At 36.1% G+C, this 17,996-nt stretch carries 9 protein-coding genes; 7 read left to right on the top strand and 2 right to left on the bottom strand.

From position 1 onward, the window contains the following. The first annotated feature begins 64 nt into the window (after nucleotides 1-64). The 7 genes from ACFOUY_RS20270 to ACFOUY_RS20240 all read left to right on the top strand — a co-directional run bounded on the left by ACFOUY_RS20270 (nucleotide 65) and on the right by ACFOUY_RS20240 (nucleotide 11,258). Nucleotides 65-619, top strand: coding sequence for an RNA polymerase sigma factor (locus ACFOUY_RS20270; RefSeq protein WP_378963107.1), 555 nt, complete (start codon nucleotides 65-67; stop codon nucleotides 617-619). A 315-nt stretch (nucleotides 620-934) separates the two neighbouring features. After that, nucleotides 935-1,996 (top strand): FecR family protein, encoded by a 1,062-nt coding sequence (locus ACFOUY_RS20265; RefSeq protein ID WP_378963106.1) that lies wholly within the window; start codon nucleotides 935-937, stop codon nucleotides 1,994-1,996. A gap of 183 nt (nucleotides 1,997-2,179) precedes the next feature. Continuing rightward, complete coding sequence (locus tag ACFOUY_RS20260) at nucleotides 2,180-5,455, top strand: SusC/RagA family TonB-linked outer membrane protein (protein WP_378963105.1); 3,276 nt, start codon at nucleotides 2,180-2,182, stop codon at nucleotides 5,453-5,455. Nucleotides 5,456-5,474: 19 nt separating this feature from the next. Next, nucleotides 5,475-7,055 (top strand): SusD/RagB family nutrient-binding outer membrane lipoprotein, encoded by a 1,581-nt coding sequence (locus ACFOUY_RS20255; protein ID WP_378963104.1) that lies wholly within the window; start codon nucleotides 5,475-5,477, stop codon nucleotides 7,053-7,055. A gap of 128 nt (nucleotides 7,056-7,183) precedes the next feature. After that, entirely contained in the window at nucleotides 7,184-8,743 is a 1,560-nt protein-coding gene (locus ACFOUY_RS20250) for a S10 family peptidase (RefSeq protein WP_378963103.1), read from the top strand. Nucleotides 8,744-9,359: 616 nt separating this feature from the next. Next, on the top strand, nucleotides 9,360-10,223 hold the full coding sequence (locus ACFOUY_RS20245) for an SPFH domain-containing protein (RefSeq protein ID WP_378963102.1): 864 nt from the start codon (nucleotides 9,360-9,362) through the stop codon (nucleotides 10,221-10,223). Between the two features lie 72 nt (nucleotides 10,224-10,295). Continuing rightward, nucleotides 10,296-11,258, top strand: coding sequence for an acetyl-CoA carboxylase carboxyltransferase subunit alpha (locus ACFOUY_RS20240; RefSeq protein ID WP_378963101.1), 963 nt, complete (start codon nucleotides 10,296-10,298; stop codon nucleotides 11,256-11,258). A gap of 232 nt (nucleotides 11,259-11,490) precedes the next feature. Here ACFOUY_RS20240 and ACFOUY_RS20235 read toward each other — a convergent pair whose 3' ends face one another. Both ACFOUY_RS20235 and ACFOUY_RS20230 read right to left on the bottom strand, forming a co-directional pair. Then, nucleotides 11,491-14,532 (bottom strand): DUF2723 domain-containing protein, encoded by a 3,042-nt coding sequence (locus tag ACFOUY_RS20235; protein ID WP_378963100.1) that lies wholly within the window; start codon nucleotides 14,530-14,532, stop codon nucleotides 11,491-11,493. A 230-nt stretch (nucleotides 14,533-14,762) separates the two neighbouring features. Beyond that, nucleotides 14,763-17,789, bottom strand: coding sequence for a glycosyltransferase family 117 protein (locus tag ACFOUY_RS20230; protein ID WP_378963099.1), 3,027 nt, complete (start codon nucleotides 17,787-17,789; stop codon nucleotides 14,763-14,765). Between the last annotated feature and the right edge of the window lie 207 nt (nucleotides 17,790-17,996).

Raw genomic sequence — 17,996 nt, 5'->3', positions numbered from 1 at the left:
CAAAGGTTTTTTGCATTATAATTTATCTATTTTAGCTAAGAATACCCTAACAACTAACTAATATATGGAGAACAAATTAATGCATCACCTGCTATGGGAACGAATACGTGCCGGGGACAAGGATGCTTTTTTTGATCTTTACAAAGAACTTTATTACCCTTTAGTAAATTTTGGTATTCGGGTTTGTGCTGATGCAGATATATCAAGCGAAGCTACAGATTTGGTTTTTACCACAATCTGGGAAAAACACGAGACATTAAATCGTGTAGATAATGTTGAAGCCTATCTCCGCACTTTCCTCAAACGTAAACTCTTGAGGATTTTAGAACGCAAGAAAAAAGTTAACGACGCACTTTTTAATGCTGGTGCTGAGGGCGATTGGATGGAAATGAGTTATGAGGAGTTTATTGTTAAGGTACAAAGTGATGAATTGGTAAAATATCAACTAAAAAATGCTCTGGAAAAACTTACTTTCAGACAAAAACAACTTATTCATCTCAAATTTTTTGATGGTTTGAGTTATGAACAAATTGCCGAGCAGACTAGCCAAACGATTAAAACTGCTTACAATACTATTTATGATGCCTTAAAGGTACTTCGCAAGGAACTTAAAGCTTAAAAGAGCATAATAATTCCTTAAAAAATTGGCTTTCTCGTATGACGATATATGGTTTTTCGTAATCTCGACTGGAGCGTAGCGCAACGGAGGGATCTTTGGATCTAGTTTTTACTACTTTAAAAGATTTAGGTACGCTGAGCACTTCGTGGTTCTCGGCTTCGATCGAAATGGTTGGCTAGAGAGTTAAATATCCAACATTAATTTTGTCACTCTATTAGTCTGTAAGGCATATATTTCGTCCTGTTAAAAAAAAGTTAAAATTTCTTTAGGAAAAAGTAAACTTTTTAGGCACTGATATATAAAAGCCAAATAATAATGATTGATAGAAGTCAATTCAATGCAGAAGACTTTCTTGTTGATAGTACCTTTCAGCAATTTTGCGAAGGAACTGATAAGCTCTGTGTTGGATATTGGGAGAAATATATTTCGGCTCACCCAGAGCAAGCAGGTGTTATCGCCGAAGCAAAAAGATTACATTTTATTTTAAGTGGTAACAAACGTTCATTAAATAATCAGGTTGAAATACTAAAGCAGGATACTGATGAAAGAAAAAATATCAGAATTTATAGAAAATATAATTGGTTAAAAATTGCTGCGGCGATTTTATTAGTTGCGAGCATTGGTTTCCTGTACCGAAACTACAGCTCAAGAAAAGAACAAGCTGAAATTGCGGTAGCCCATACTTTTACAACAAAAAGTGGAGAAAGAAAAAAAATTACACTTTCTGATGGCTCTACAGTTCTTCTAAATGCAAAAAGTTCTATTTCGATAGGTGCAGCGTTTAACGAAAGCACTCGCGAAGTTGTTTTAAAAGGAGAAGCTTATTTTGATGTTGTTCACAATAAGGACAAGCCCTTTAAGGTTCATACAAGTGAATTTGATATCAATGTTTTAGGTACTGCATTTAATGTTAAGGCATATCCTGATGAAATTTCATCAGAAGCAACTTTAATTCGGGGTTTAATTACAATGGAAGCTGTAAATGGAAATGGTGGCACCATAACCCTTAAACCAAGTCAAAAAGTTACATTTTATAAAAATGTTGTTGTTAAAGAGAAACAGAAGATTTTAAAACCTGCAGCAACCCGTCCTGAAATTATAATTAACCATTATACTTTAATAAAAGACAGTACGATTGTAGAAACAGCATGGACTCAAAATCGAATTGAAATTTACGATCAGGATTTCGATCAAATACAAAGCGTTTTGGAAAAGTGGTTCAATGTAGAAATAAAATTTGCCGATCCTGAAATAGAAAAATATCGATTCACGGCAACTTTTAGCCACGAAAGTATAGAACAGGTTATGTCGGCTTTACAAAAAGTAGAAAATTTTAAATATGAGATAAAAGGGAATCAAATAATCATCTCAAAGTAGATAAAAAAGGACGGTGTTGGCGCACCGCCCTTCCAAAATTCTTCTTTGATTAATCAATGGCAGTTTATGCGCAAACAGATTGCTGCCAAATAATTATGCAACCAAAAAAACAAAAATATGATTTATTATTACTTACTGCAAGGGCATCCGAAATACAGGAGGCTTTTAAAATTCATTATGCTAATGAAACTAACCTGTATCATGGTTTTCATTACCTGTCTTAATGTTTCTGCATCGGTTTTTTCCCAGGAAAAAATTTCACTCGATGTAAAGAAAACAAAACTAGCCAGGGTATTACAGATTATAGAGCAGCAAAGCAGTTACCATTTTGTTTACAGCTCTTCTTATGTTCCGGTTAATAAGGATGTAAGCATAACGGTTTCTAATACATTAGTAACCGATGTTTTATCTACAATTTTAAATCGAACAAACTTAAAGTATTCTGTTTCTGATGGTGGCTTAATTGTTATCAGCAGAAATAAGGAGGTTCCAGTTTCGGGAACAGTTAAAGATGCGCAAGGCGGCTCGCTACCCGGAGCAACTGTTCGGGTAAAAGGAACGGCTATCGGAACATCGACAGATGTTAACGGTAAATTTACCTTAAATGCGCCAGAAAATGCCACTTTAGTAATATCATATGCTGGTTTTCAAACAAAAGAAGTTTCGATAGGTACTCAAACTGCTATAGATATTGTATTAACCGAAGATACAAAGCAACTTACCGATGTTGTGGTTACCGCATTAGGTATTAAAAAAGAAAGAAGAGCTTTGGGTTATTCAGTTACTCAAATTGGTGGCGAAACCTTAACGCAAGCTCGTGAAAATAATATTACCAACTCCCTTGTTGGTAAAGTTGCAGGTTTAGATATTGCTGGTACTTCTGGTGGAGCAGGAGCGGCGTCAAATGTTACTATTCGCGGTGTTTCTAGTCTAGGCTCATCAAGCCAACCTTTATACGTTGTAAATGGAATTCCTATGGAAAGTGCACCAGTTGGTTTTGGTAGCACAATTGGAATTGGTAATAATGGAGGACAATACGATAATGCACCAGATTTGGGCGATGCCATTAGCAACCTAAATCCTGATGATATCGAAAGCATATCGGTGCTTAAAGGTGCTGCTGCATCTGCTTTGTATGGAAATAGAGCCAAAGCTGGTGTAATTTTAATCACTACAAAAAGTGGAAAAGGTAATAGTATAGAGTTCAGTAGTAATTACGTTGCCGAGCAGGTAATGGATAGAACAAACTGGCAATATGTTTATGGTCAGGGTGTAAATGGACAAAAACCAGCAACACAACTTGCAGCTGCTTCAACAGGAAGTTCAAGCTGGGGCGCAAGATTAGATGGCAGCAATGTCGTTCAATTTGATGGCGTAAGCAGACCATATTCTGCACAAGAAAACAATATTGAAGACTTTTACAGAACTGGTGGTACCTGGACAAATACGCTCGCTCTTAATAAAAGCTTTACTGGTGGCGTAATCCGTTTATCGGCAAGTGATTTAACTAATAATTCTGTCGTGCCAAACTCTGGTTTAGACAGGCAAAACTTCACCTTATCGGGGACCTTCGACCCAATTAAAAATCTGGTTATTGATGCCCGAATTAACTATATTTTAGAGCAGGCAAAAAACAGACCGATGTTATCTGATGGAGCGGGTAATGCAAATTATAATGCAGCATTTTTACCTACTAGTGTTAATATTGCAACTCTACAACCAGGTAAAAATCCAGATGGAAGTGAGTTGTCTTATAATACTGGTAATCCTTACGCAACAAATCCATGGTTCGCTGCTAACGATTTTATTCACGATACCAAAAGGGAGAGGTTGTTAAGTTCTTTTAGTGCTAAATATACTTTCGACAATGGTTTATTTTTACAAGGCAGAGCCGGAAGAGATTCTTATAACGACAGTTATATTGCTGTAACTCCATCTGGCACTGCTTATGATGCCGATGGTGGATATACTGAGCAAAACAGTAAATTTTCTGATATAAACATTGATGGTTTAGTTGGTAAATCCTTTAAAATTGATGATTTCTCTATTACACCAAATTTAGGTGCCAGTTATCGCCGTACTAAAAGCGAAGCCGTTACAAATGGAGGAGCTTCATTTCAATTATTCGGAATATATACTTTAGCAAATACTGGTGGTAAATCGGTTTCTGCTTACAAGCAAGATCAGGAAACTCAATCGGTTTATGGAACTTTAGAATTAGCTTATAAAGATGTTTTATATTTAACAGGAAGCGCCAGATCGGATTGGTTCTCTACACTTGCTACGCCCGGACGAGATAATAAACTTAATGTAATTTATCCTTCTGTTAGTGGTTCATTTGTATTTTCTGAATTATGGAAACCATCATTCTTAAGCTTTGGTAAATTAAGAGCTGGTTATGCAATGGTTGGTCAGGCTACAATACCTTTTCAAACTCAACTTTATTATAACTTAAGAAGTGAGACCGTTAATGGTAGTCCACTTGGAAATATTGTAAATCCTTCTATACCAAATTCATCTCTTCGTGCATCAAAAGCTACCGAGTTAGAAATTGGTACAGAAATGAAGTTTTTTAATAACAGATTGAGTTTAGACCTTACTTGGTATAATAAAAAATCTACTGATGAGATTCTTCCGGTGCCAACATCAACCACAACTGGCTATAGTGGTGCCGTATTAAATATTGGTAAACTTAGAAATAAAGGCTTGGAAGCATTAGTTTCTGGAGTGGTTTTAAAAACTAATGATTTTAACTGGACATCAAGCATAAATGGTTCTTATAACGATAATAAAGTAATTACACTTGCACCAGGAACAGCCTCGCAATTGTTAGCAACTTCTAGAAGTAACGTAGGTTTCTTACAAAATTTAGAAGGAATGGCAATTGGACAGGTAATGGCTTATGATTTCTTGTATGATGCAAGCGGTAATATTGTAAAGGATACGAATGGCGCACCACAAAGAGGCGAATTAAAAGCTTACGGTTCCGCATATAATAAGTGGGCAGCTGGCTGGAACAACGAATTCAGTTATAAAGGTGTAAATCTATCTTTCTTAATCGATGGCAAATGGGGTGGTAAAATCTTCTCTGCAACAGATTATTATGGCTATGTTTTTGGCTTACATCAGGCAACGCTCGAAAACAGAGATGCTTTAGGAATTAATGCTGCTAATTATTACAGCACTTACGCCAATAACGTTTCAAAACAGTTTGTTCAGGATGCAAGTTTTATCAAATTCAGACAAGTTATACTTGGTTATAATTTCCCTGCTAAAATGTTTAACAACAAAATTAAGGGCTTAAATGTAAGTTTCGTTGGTCGTAACTTATTTATCCTGATGAAGAAAACGGATAACATCGACCCTGAATCGAGTTATAATGCAACAATACCAGGTATGGAGTTGGGTGGTGTTCCACCAGTACGTACTTACGGTCTAAATTTAAGTGTTAAGTTATAATCCTTTAAACGAATTGAAAATGAAAACGATCATAAAATTATACGTACCACTTTTATTATCTGGCATAGTGCTAATATCTGGGTGTACCAAAAACTTTGAGAAAATAAATACAGATCCTGTTTCAGTAAGTCAGGATCAATACAATCCAAATTATCTCTTATCTACGGCACAACTAACTTATACAGGTAGTACCGATTTTGCATACGAAACATGGAGAGGGAATTTAATTTACTCTGCAACTATGATGCAAGGATTATCATCTGTAATAGGATATTGGGCCGGAGATAAGTATATGTTAAACGAAGGTTATACTGCTGCTTATTGGGAAAAGGCTTATCCTGACCAGGTAAAATATGCCGTTGATTTGGTTGAATTTACCAGAGGTAAAGCACAATACAACAATATTCATCAAATGGGTAGAATCTGGAAAGCCTTAATTTTCGAAAGATTAACAGATTTGTACGGAGATATTCCATATTCTGATGCAGGAAAGGGGTATTACTCTGCAATTCTCTATCCAAAATATGATACTCAGCAGGCCATTTATACAGATTTATTAAAAGAAGTAGATGAAGCTTCGACTGCATTAAATGCTTCTGGCGATGTAGTTATTGGCGACCTAGTTTTTGCAGGTGATGTTGCCAAATGGAAACGTTTTGGTAATAGTTTGATGTTGCGGATGGCTATGCGTTTAACTAAGGCCGATGCTACTTTGGCGCAAACCTATATTACAAAGGCTGTTGGTAAAACAATGACCAGCGATGGCGACAACGCTTTCTTTAAGCACGATGCAAACGGTGGTCGTGTAACACAAAATAGAAACGCACAGGTTTTACTAGGAGATGGTGGGCAAGAAAACTACTACACTAGATGGAGTAATACTTTTATTAACTACTTAAAAACAAATAATGATCCGCGTTTAAGCAAAGTGGCTGTTACAAAATTGTATTTAACAGATGCAACGAAAGTTCAAAACTCGGCGTTTATTACCACGGCATCTGTTCAAAAAGGTATGCCTAATGGGAAAGATTTAAGTGGTATTGCAGTTAGAGATGTTCGTCAGGATGCTTCTTATACAGATTTTACTGATTATTCATCACCAAATCCTGGTATGTTAAAAAGAGATGGAAACACTTTCATTTTAACTTACGCAGAAAGCGAATTAATGTGGGCCGAAGCTGCACAACGTTTTAATATTGGTGGCTCGGCAGCAGCACATTACAATGCTGGTGTAACATCAGCAATGACTTTCCTTTCTCAATACGATGCAAGTATGGCGGTAAATGCAAGCGATGCGGCAACTTATTTAACTGCACACCCTTACGTTGCAGCTAATGGTTTAGAAATGATTTCTACTCAATATTGGGCGCACACCATTACTATGCTAGATTTCTACGAAACATGGTCTAATTGGAGAAGAACAGGCTTGCCTGTTTTAACACCAATTGTATATCCAAATACAAATACTGGTGGTTCAATTCCTCGCCGTTTTCCTTATCCTTTAGGAGAAGGCGTATCGAATGCGACAAACTATAAAGCTGCTTCGGCTGCGGTTCCTGGCGGCGATAAGTTGGTTGGAAAAGTTTGGTGGGATAAATAATATTTAATACAACAAAATTTTGAAACGACATTGCGTAAAGCAGTGTCGTTTTTTTATGGTAACATTTTCAATGCTTTTTTGATTAGAGCCACTTTAATTTGATATTTATATCCCAAACCATAAACTAAATGAAATTTAAACTCTTACTCTCTGCCTGTATGCTTGCAGGTTTTTTCGCAAATGCACAGCAAGCGTCTAGAAGAGCGCCAGCTAAAGAAACCACAACCACATCACAGGTAACCATTAAAGAGGAACCGAAGCCAACAGGTAGCGAACGAGCTATTAAAGTTGAAAGCGCTGTAGTTACTAACCATTCAGTAAATATTGATGGTAAATCAGTTCCTTATAAAGCCACAACAGGCACTTTACCCGTTTGGGATGAAGATGGTAAACCAATTGCTGGTTTATTTTACACATATTACGAAAGAAGCGATATCCAAAATCGTGATAAAAGGCCTTTGGTTATTTCGTTTAATGGTGGCCCTGGCTCTGCATCTGTTTGGATGCATATTGCATATACTGGTCCGGTTGTTTTAAATATAGATGATGAAGGTTATCCGGTTCAGCCTTACGGTTACAAAGAAAATCCATATTCTATTTTAGATGTTGCCGATATTGTTTACATCGATCCGGTAAACACAGGTTATTCAAGAGCGGTTAGTAAAGATATTCCAACAAATAAATTCTTTGGTGTCCGTGCTGATATAAAATATCTGGCCGAATGGATTAATACTTTCGTTACCAGAAATAATCGTTGGGCTTCTCCTAAATTTTTAATTGGCGAAAGTTACGGAACAACTCGTGTTTCAGGTTTAGCTTTAGAATTGCAAAACAGCCAATGGATGTATTTAAACGGTGTTGTTTTAGTTTCGCCTACAGAATTGGGTATAGAGCGTAGCGGTCCGGTTGATGCGGCTTTGCGTTTGCCATATTTCGCAGCTACTGCATGGTATCATAAAGCTTTGCCATCAGATTTACAATCGAAAGATTTAACTGCAATGCTGCCAGAGGTAGAGAGTTTTACCATTAACGAAGTTATTCCTGCTATTTCGCAAGGCGGAATGTTAAGTGCCGATAAAAAGAAAGCCATTGCTGCAAAAATGGCTCGTTATTCGGGCATTTCAGAAAAAGTATTTTTAGATTATAATCTTGATGTACCAACAAATTTCTTCTGGAAAGAACTTCTAAGAGATAAAGGATTTACAGTTGGCCGTTTAGATTCGCGATACAAAGGCGTAGATAAAATGACTGCCGGCGATGGACCAGATTACAACGCAGAGCTTACTTCCTGGTTGCATTCTTTTACTCCGGCAATTAATATGTACATCAGAAATGAGCTAAATTATAAAACAGATTTGAAATACAACATGTTCGGTTCGGTTTATCCCTGGGATAAAACAGGAGATAATACTGGCGATAATTTAAGACAAGCCATGGCTCAAAATCCATATCTGCATTTATTGGTTCAGTCTGGTTATTACGATGGTGCCTGTGATTATTTTAATGCAAAGTATAGCATGTGGCAATTAGATGCAGCCGGTAAATTGCAAGATAGAATGAGCTGGGAAGGTTATCGTAGCGGGCACATGATGTACCTGCGTAAAGAAGATTTAAAAAATTCTAATAATCATATTCGAGAGTTTATTAAAAAAGCGTTGCCTAAAGCTGGCGAAGCGGCTAAATTTTAGGCCAGGATTTTTTAGAATTTAAGACTTTTCAAGTTGCTGCTGCAAAGCATTTATTTTCTTAAATCAGCAGTTTTTATTGGAACTTTTTTAAAGTTTATTTATATAATTTGTAGCGCAAATACAGTAGAAATATTAATCGTTCGTACTGCTTTGCGCTACAATATTTTTTGCTCTCCTTAGGCTACGCTCAGGATTACCGCAAAAAAGTATTCTCCCTTCAATCAGTGCTATTTAACTTCGGCAGCTGCAACTAAAACCCTTTATAGTTGTAAAAACTGGATAATCTAAACCCGGTAGAACGAACGCCATTTTTCATGGCAGCAGAGATAGCGGGGCAGAAACCTACCTATATTTTACTGTCATTGCTTTTCAAATCATTAATGTAAGTTTGATATCATAAATGAAATTTTTATATTTCGTTTATAAACCAAGTAACAATGAATATCGTTCTCAATCTAATTTGCATAATTGTAGCCATTGCACTTATTACCATAGGTGTAAATGCAATCAGTCAACCGTCTGATTTTAAAGTGATAATCGGCGTTGTTGAAATTGTTCTGGCACTAATTATATTATATTTTCCTATCAAAAAACTACTAAAAACCTTTTAACGCTCATGGAATACGAAGAAACCGGAAGAAAACCTTTAATAAAAAGATTAATAAAATATGGTGCAATATTGGTTGCGCTAATTATCGTTTATGTTATACAGCCCTTTACCTACGAAAATATTGACGCTGGTAATGTTGGCATAAAAATTAACTTATATGGCACAGATAGAGGTGTTGATAACATTACAATTGTAACAGGGCGTGTTTGGTACAATACATGGACAACCAAAATAGTTGAGTTCCCGACCTACACACAGTCGGTAGATTATGAGCCTTTTGTAGTTACTACAAGAGATGCTGCGGAATTTAAAGTTGACCCTAAACTAAACTATCATGTAAATTCTACAATGGTTCCGCAGATTTACAGACAGTATCGTAAGCCTTTGGCAGAAATTGAACAGCAATTTATGCGTAATACCATTTACGATGCGTACCGGATTGTTGCAAACTCTTTCAGTTCTGATTCTGTAATGAGTAATAGAGAGCGTTTTGAGGATAGAATTCAAATGATTCTGACCAAAAACTTAAGCAAAGATGGCTTTGTTTACGACCAGTTAACCTCGGCAATTACGCCTCCAGAAAGTTTAAGACAAATGATTGATGAGAAAAATGCTTCGATTCAGGCAAGATTAAAGGCCGAAAATCAAGCAAAACAAGCTGATGCAGAGGCTAAAGTTAAAGTGGCAACCGCAACTGGTGAGGCTCAGGCATTGTTGGTTAGAGCAAAGTCAGAATCTGAGGCCAATCGTTTAAGGCAATCGTCTTTAACGCCAATGTTAATACAGCAAGAATGGATTAAAAAGTGGGATGGTAAATTGCCAACTACTCAAGCTGGTGGTAATACAAGCTTAATGATGCCAATAAAATAATTTTAATGTGGCGGCTTAAAAAAAACTGTTAACTGCAAACTAAAAATAATTGCTTATTTTTGTAACCCAATTATGCAGCAGATAAAAACATCATTCGATTTTGAGAAACCTATTGCCGATTTAGTTCAGCAGATAGAAAAGGTTAAGCAAGTGGCCGAAAAAACTAAGGTAGATATGTCTGCCACGTTAGACGAGCTTGATGGTAAATTAGATGAAACTACCCAAAACTTATATAAAAATTTAACTGGTTGGAATAAGGTTCAAATGAGCCGCCACCCAGACAGACCGCAAACGCTTGATTATATAAGTATGATTTGCGATGATTTTATAGAGTTACACGGAGATAGAACGGTAAAAGACGACAAAGCAATTATTGGCGGTTTTGCAACTATTAATGGTCAAACAGTAATGGTTATCGGTCATCAGAAAGGTAAGAATACAAAAGAGCGTCAGTTTCGCAATTTTGGTATGGCGAACCCAGAGGGCTATCGAAAAGCTTTACGTTTAATGCGTTTAGCCGAAAAGTTTAACAAGCCAGTAGTTTCTTTTATTGATACGATGGGTGCTTACCCAGGTTTAGAAGCCGAAGAGCGTGGACAAGGTGAAGCTATTGCCAGAAACTTATTAGAAATGTCGGTTTTACGTGTACCGATTATCTGTGTTGTCGTAGGCGAAGGTGCATCGGGTGGTGCTTTAGGTATTGGCATAGGTGATAGAGTTTATATGTTGGAGCATACATGGTATTCTGTTATCTCTCCTGAATCTTGTTCTTCTATTTTATGGAGAAGCTGGGATTTTAAAGAAAAGGCTGCAGAATGCTTAAAATTAACTTCAGACGATATGTTTGGGAATAAGTTGATTGATGGTATTATTCCAGAACCACTAGGTGGAGCACATCAAGATCCTGAACAAATGGGACAAACTTTAAAAGAATATATCCTTAAAGATTTAGCATCATTAGGTAAATTGAAAACCGATAAACTTATCGAGCAGAGAATTGATAAATTCTGTGCGATGGGTGTTGTGAATGAATAATCATTAGCTAATTATATTGAAATCCTGCATGACTACTTGTCTTGCAGGATTTTTTTTGCTTTGGTTTTTAACCCATACTTACGAAGTTTCTTCTTGTGCGTTTATAAAACTTCGTAAGTCTTTACTGAGAGTTTTATTAAGCAAGTCAATTCATACTTAAGGAATTAGTCTGAATACTAAAAACGCAGCTACAAATTATTTGCAGCTGCGTTTTTAGTATTGTCAATTTAATCTATTGACCTTGTTGCTGACCAAAATAACCTGAAAATCTGGCTTCTAAGCCTGTAAATTGTTTTTCGAGTTGGGCACTTACTTTTGTTTGTCCAACAGCTTTAGCTGTTTTAATCATTCTATCTAAATAGTACAATCCGGTTTGAACATTCTGTGTGCCTGTTAAACTTCCTTTCGAGTTAGAAATATCGGCCAAGTAGGTTAATTCTTTTTGAATATAATCACCCGATTTAAGCAGAATTTCGTTTGCTCTTTCTGTTTCACCAATTTTGTATAAATTTTCTGCCATGTAGTATTTTACAACTACGGTACGAATGCCGTAGAATTTCTCAGGCATCACAGCAAAATACTTATCTACAACTTTCTTTGCGTCTTCAATTTTACCTTCTTTAATTAAGCTTCCAGTTAGGCTGCTGAATAGATTTGTGAAAATAAATGTATCATCAGATGATTGAGGATCTAAATATGTTGCAGTTTTCATATTGCCCCATTTAAATTTTTCCATCACGTTTTTATACAGAACAGGTGTGTTAAGTAACTCTTCTCTTTCATCACTTGCAGTTGTGTCCGCTTTTAAAGGTAATAAGCGCAATGCTAACCCTTCACTGTATAAATAGCTACCTAAGCCATTATATTGATCTGAAGGAACCGTAGAAGCGAAATAAATTGGCCTTTTCCAGTTGTTGTGAGCAAGAATATCCAACATGGCTAAAGTTCCTTTAGTTACGTAACCTTTGTTAAACTTCCATTCCATTACCGGTGCAATTTTATCTGCATCAGCAGCAGCAACTGTTCCGGTGCTAATTACTTCTTGTGGATTAATGGTTAGTTTAAAGTTTTTAGTAGGCAAGAAGTTCGATTTAGTGCCATCTTGCATTGCAACTTTATCATCAGGATTATCAGATAATAATAAATCTACAACGTTTTTAATTTCTACGCTACCTGCAATTTTATAATCATCGTACGGCATCACATCGCGTTCTCCTTGTACAAACTGCGACTCTTTCATCGAAATTGGTAAAGGTTCAGAATCGTTTTGTTTTTGCTTCATTCCGTTGATGTACCAATCGGTATCAAACAAACTTAAATTTACAATACGAACATCCGGGCGAACTTTCTCTACCTCTTGGATGTACCATAAAGGGTAGGTATCATTATCTCCATAGGTAAATAAAATAGCGTTTGGTGCGCAAGATTGAAGATAATCTAAAGCAATATCGTGAGCAACTAGTTTCGAAGAACGGTCGTGGTCATCCCATCCTTGTTGAGCCATAATTACTGGCGCTGCAAATAAACCAATAACTGTTGCAGCGATTGCGCCTGTTGCTGGGGTTAGCTTTTTAAATAACCATTCCTTTATGGCTAAAACGCCCAGGCCTATCCAAATGGAGAAAGCATAAAATGAGCCAACATAAGCGTAGTCACGTTCACGTGGTTCTAATGGTTTTTGATTCAGGTATAAAACAATTGCAATACCTGTAAAGAAAAATAATAACCCAACAACACCTGCATCTTTTTGATTACGGCCAAAATGCCAGATAGCACCCATTAAACCAATAATTAAAGGTAGGAAGAAGAATCTATTATAGGCTTTATTATCTACCGTTGATGGAGGTAAATGGCTTTGGTCGCCATGCCAAATTGCATCAATTGGCTTAACTCCACTTAAAGAAGTACCTTCAAAACCACTTCCCTGACCTTGTTCGTCGTTTTGGCGACCAACAAAGTTCCATCCAAAATATCGAAGATACATGTAGCCAATTTGATAACTGAATAAGAAACCAATGTTATCTACGGTATTTGGTTTTTTACTTTCATCAAGATGCATCCATTCTTTGTAAAACTCAGCATGTTTCTGGTCATCACTATACATACGTGGTAAAAATGTGTTATCACTATATTGATAATCACTTTTTTTACCTGCAACTTCATATTTTTCAGCACCTTTTCTCCAAATGGTTTTTCCTTGTTCTACACCAGTTCTTTCTGAATTATAGTTCGGACCAAATACCAATGGCCTGTCGCCATATTGTTCACGGTTTAGATAACTCAAGAAAGAGAAAGCATCTTTAGGTGCGCTGTTATTTAAATTTGGATCTGCTTTAGCTCTAATGATAATCATCGAGAACGATGCATAACCGAAAATGATTAAAACGGTAGAAATTAAACCTAGGTTTAAAAGTTTCTTTTGATGTTTGATAGAATAACGAATCCCCCAAACTAATGCACCAATAACTAAAAGTGCGAAGAATAATACACCAGTTCCAAATCCTAAGCCTAAAGTATTTACAAAGAACAAGTCGAAGTAAGCTCCAAATGAAACGAGATATTGAATAATACCATATTGAATTACACCCAATATTAAAATACCAACAAAAAGAGTTTTAAAAATACCAGTGGTTGTAACTTTTTCTGATTTTTTGAAGTAATAAATAAAAGCAATTGCAGGAATCGTTAATAAGTTTAAAAGGTGAATGCCGATTGATAAACCCATAATATAGGCGATAAACAATAACCATCTATCGGCTCTTGGTTCATCAGCATGTGCTTCCCATTTTAAAATACCCCAAAAAACGATTGCAGTGAATAATGATGATTGTGCATAAACCTCAGATTCTACAGCCGAGAACCAGAAACTATCAGAAAATGTATAAGCTAAAGCACCAACAGCACCCGCACCCATAATGCTGATTAATTGTCCGTTCGTTAATACTTCGCCTGCTTTTACTAAAGTTTTTTTAGCTAATGCAGTGATTGTCCAGAATAAGAAAAGGATCGTTGCACCACTTGAAATCGCCGAACCAATGTTCATCCAATAAGCAATTTTAGTGACATCGCCGAATGCAAATACAGAGAAAAATCTTTGTAGCATTAAAAATAGAGGAGCACCTGGTTGGTGAACAACCTGCATTTTAAGCGCAGAAGCGATAAACTCACCGCAATCCCAAAAACTTACAGAAGGTTCTAATGTTAGAACATAGGTTAGTGTTGCGATGAAAAAACAGATCCAGCCAGTAATATTATTAACTTTTGAATAATTCATTGGTATTTGATAATGATAAATTAAATGTTTTGCACATAAAAATGCTGCCGAAATTAATTAATATAGTCGATAAATGAGGAAAATCTCCCATTGTTTTTACAATTTTAACGCTTTAAAATTTTGTTATTGTATAATACGAGTTCTAAAGCGCATTTCAATTAAATAACAAAACCCGTAAAATGCTATTAAGTAGAACACCTTACGAGTTTTGTAGGATTGTAAATTATAATCTAACTGCCTAGAAAAGGGGTAAACCTCGTCATAAACTGGTTGTACTGTTTTTCTAATTTATTGCTGAGTTCATTTTGTTTATAAGCTTGAGTCAGTTTTACCATTTGACCCAAATAGGTCATGTAAACCTGTATTTCTCTTTCAGATGAAAGCTGATTTTTACTTTCAGAAACATCTGCAAGGTGAGTTAACTCTTTATTCATGTAATCAGCTGATTTATTAATGAAAGCATTGGCACGACTAAGGTCATTTAAACGATAAAGATTTTCAGTAAAATAAAACGAACTCATAATCTGGCGCATACTATAAAATTTATCGGGCATTACCGCGTAATATTTATCAATTACCTTTTGGCTTTCTGCTATTTTGCCTTCGCTAATTAGACCTCCAATTAAGCCATTAAACATATTCGTAAACATGGTCACGTCATCGGCCGATTGCCTGTCTAAATGATTAGCATATTTAATATTTCCCCACTTATAATTATTCATAACGTTATTGTAAAATGGTTTCACATTCACTTGCTCATAGGTTTCTTTTTTTGAGGTATCTGTTTTTAATGGCAGTAGCCTCAAATTTAAGCCTTCAGAATATAAGTATTTCTTCAAGCCAATATATTGTTCATCGGGCATTGCGTTGGTGAAATAAATTGGTCTTTTCCAATCGTTATTTGCTAAAATATCAAGAACAGCTAGCGTTCCTTTTGTGATGTATTCGCCATCGTAAGTCCACTCCATAGCATTTGCAATTTTTCCAGCATCTTCAACAGGCACGGTTCCTGTATCTACGACTTCTTTAGGATTTATCGTTAACTTAAAATTTTTGGTAGGTAAAACATTTGATTTTGAACCATCCTGAAGGGTAATTTTATCTGCATCATTATCGGATAATAAAACTTCCAGAATATCTTTCAGTTCGATGCTTTGTGCAATTTTAAAATCCTGGTAATACATTACTTCTCTTGTTCCTGCTGCATATTGATTTGGTTTCATAGAAACTGGAAGCGGGGCAGATTCGTTTTGTTTTTTCTTCATTCCATCAATAGCCCAATCGAAATTGACCAGACTTAAGTTTACAACACGTACATCTGGACGAATATTCTCTACCTCCTGTGCGTACCAAACCGGGAAAGTATCGTTATCTCCGTAGGTAAATAGAATAGCATTTGGAGCACAAGATTTCAAATAATTTACGGAAATATCCCTTGCCAAATAACTTTCTGAGCGATTATGATCATCCCAGCCTTGCGTTGCCATAATAATTGGCGCAGCAAACAGACCAATTGTAGAAGCGAATACAGCAGCTTTAGTCGGTGTTAGTTTTTGGAAAACCCATTCTTTCAAACCGATTACACTTAAGCCAATCCAGATGGCAAATGCATAAAACGAACCTACGTATGCGTAATCTCTCTCTCGCGGCTCGATAGGAACCGAATTTAAATAAAGAACAATGGCAACTCCGGTAAAAAAAAAGAGTAGAGCAATTACGCCAGCGTGTTTCTGGTTGCGTTTAAAATGCCAAACTGCTCCAATTAAACCTAAAATTAAGGGTAAAAAGAAAAAGCGATTGTAAGCTTTATTGTCTGCAATGGATGGTGGTAAATTTTTCTGGTCACCTAAACGAACTGCATCAATTGGTTTTACGCCACTTAGCCAAGCACCTCCATTTTCTCCTAATTGACCATCTTGATTATTTTGACGACCAACAAAATTCCACATAAAATAACGCATGTACATATGGCCAGCCTGAAAGGAAAACATGTATTTTAGGTTATCAGTTAATGATAATTTATGGTCGTTATCAAAACCCATCCAGTTTTTATAAAACTGTATGTGCTCCGGTTTATCGCTATACATTCTCGGTATAAACGTATTTTGGTCAAAAACATATTTAGAGTTGGTGCCTGCAGATTCATATTTCTTCGCACCTTTTCTGTACAGCTTATCCGTTTCTTTAAGCGCTATTTTTTCCGAATTATAATTTTCGCCATAAAGCAATGGTCTGTCGCCATATTGTGCCCGGTTTACATAATTTAAAAATGTAAATGCATTTTCTGGATTTGTATTATTCAAATTAGGTTTTGCATGAGCCCTGATTATCAGCATACAGAAAGAACTGTAGCCGAATATTAATAAGATTGTAGAAACTAACGCCAGGTTTAATACTTTTTTATTTGTTTTGATAGAATATCTAATCGCTAAAGTAAGCCCCGAAATTAATAAAACAGCAAAGAATAAAACGCCTGTTCCAAAACCTAATCCCAGCGTATTAACAAAAAATAGATCGAAATACGCCGCTGTTGAAACCATGTACTGAATAATGCCGAATTGTACAAAAGCCAGAATAGCGATAGAAAGAATAAAGGTTTTAATTATTTCTTTATTGGTTGGATTTGGATTTTTGCGGAAATAGTAAACAAAGATAACAGCAGGAATTACCAATAAATTTAAAAGATGAACACCTATTGATAAACCAATAATATAAGCCACAAAAGCAAGCCATCTGTCTGCTCTGGGTTTATCTGCTTGCGATTCCCATTTTAAAATTCCCCACAAGGCAATTGCCGTGCATAAAGAAGACATTGCGTAAACTTCTGCCTCTACTGCCGAAAACCAAAAACTATCAGAAAATGCATAAGCCATTGCGCCAACAAGCCCTGCACCTAAAATGGTTATCGTTTTTGAGATGCTGATTTCTTCGTCTTGTTTTACCAAAGTTCTTTTAGCTAATGCGGTAATTGTCCAGAATAAAAATAAAATTGTTGCAGCACTTGCCATTGCCGAAGCCACATTCATGAAATAGGCAACCTTTGTTAAATTTCCAAAAGCTAGTGTCGAAAATAACCTTTGAATCATCGAAACCAGGGGTGCTCCAGGCTGATGAACGACTTCTAGGCGGAAAGCTGAGGCAATAAATTCGCCGCAATCCCAAAAACTTGCAGAGGGCTCTAAAGTTAAAATGTAGGTTGCCGCGGAGATAAAAAAACACAGCCAACCAGTAATTGTGTTCATTCTGGAGTAAGTCATAGTTCGGTTATTGATTGATTGTAAATGGGTTATAGGTTTAGCCTATAAAGTCGGATTTAAACTAGGAATGTTGCATCTATGGCAAAGATTTTTTCGAAAAGTTTAGTGATTAAAATAAATTTTAATTTTTTTTGAAATCACTCTTGCATATTTAAAATATGCTGCCTACATTTGCATTCCCAATCGGGGATATATCCTCGATAAGTA

The organism is Pedobacter jamesrossensis (assembly GCF_042650905.1).
In the GTDB taxonomy this organism is placed as follows: Bacteria; Bacteroidota; Bacteroidia; order Sphingobacteriales; family Sphingobacteriaceae; genus Pedobacter; species Pedobacter jamesrossensis.
The sequence above is the reverse complement of the archived record's forward strand: the minus strand, read 5'-3'. Positions and strand labels throughout refer to the sequence as shown.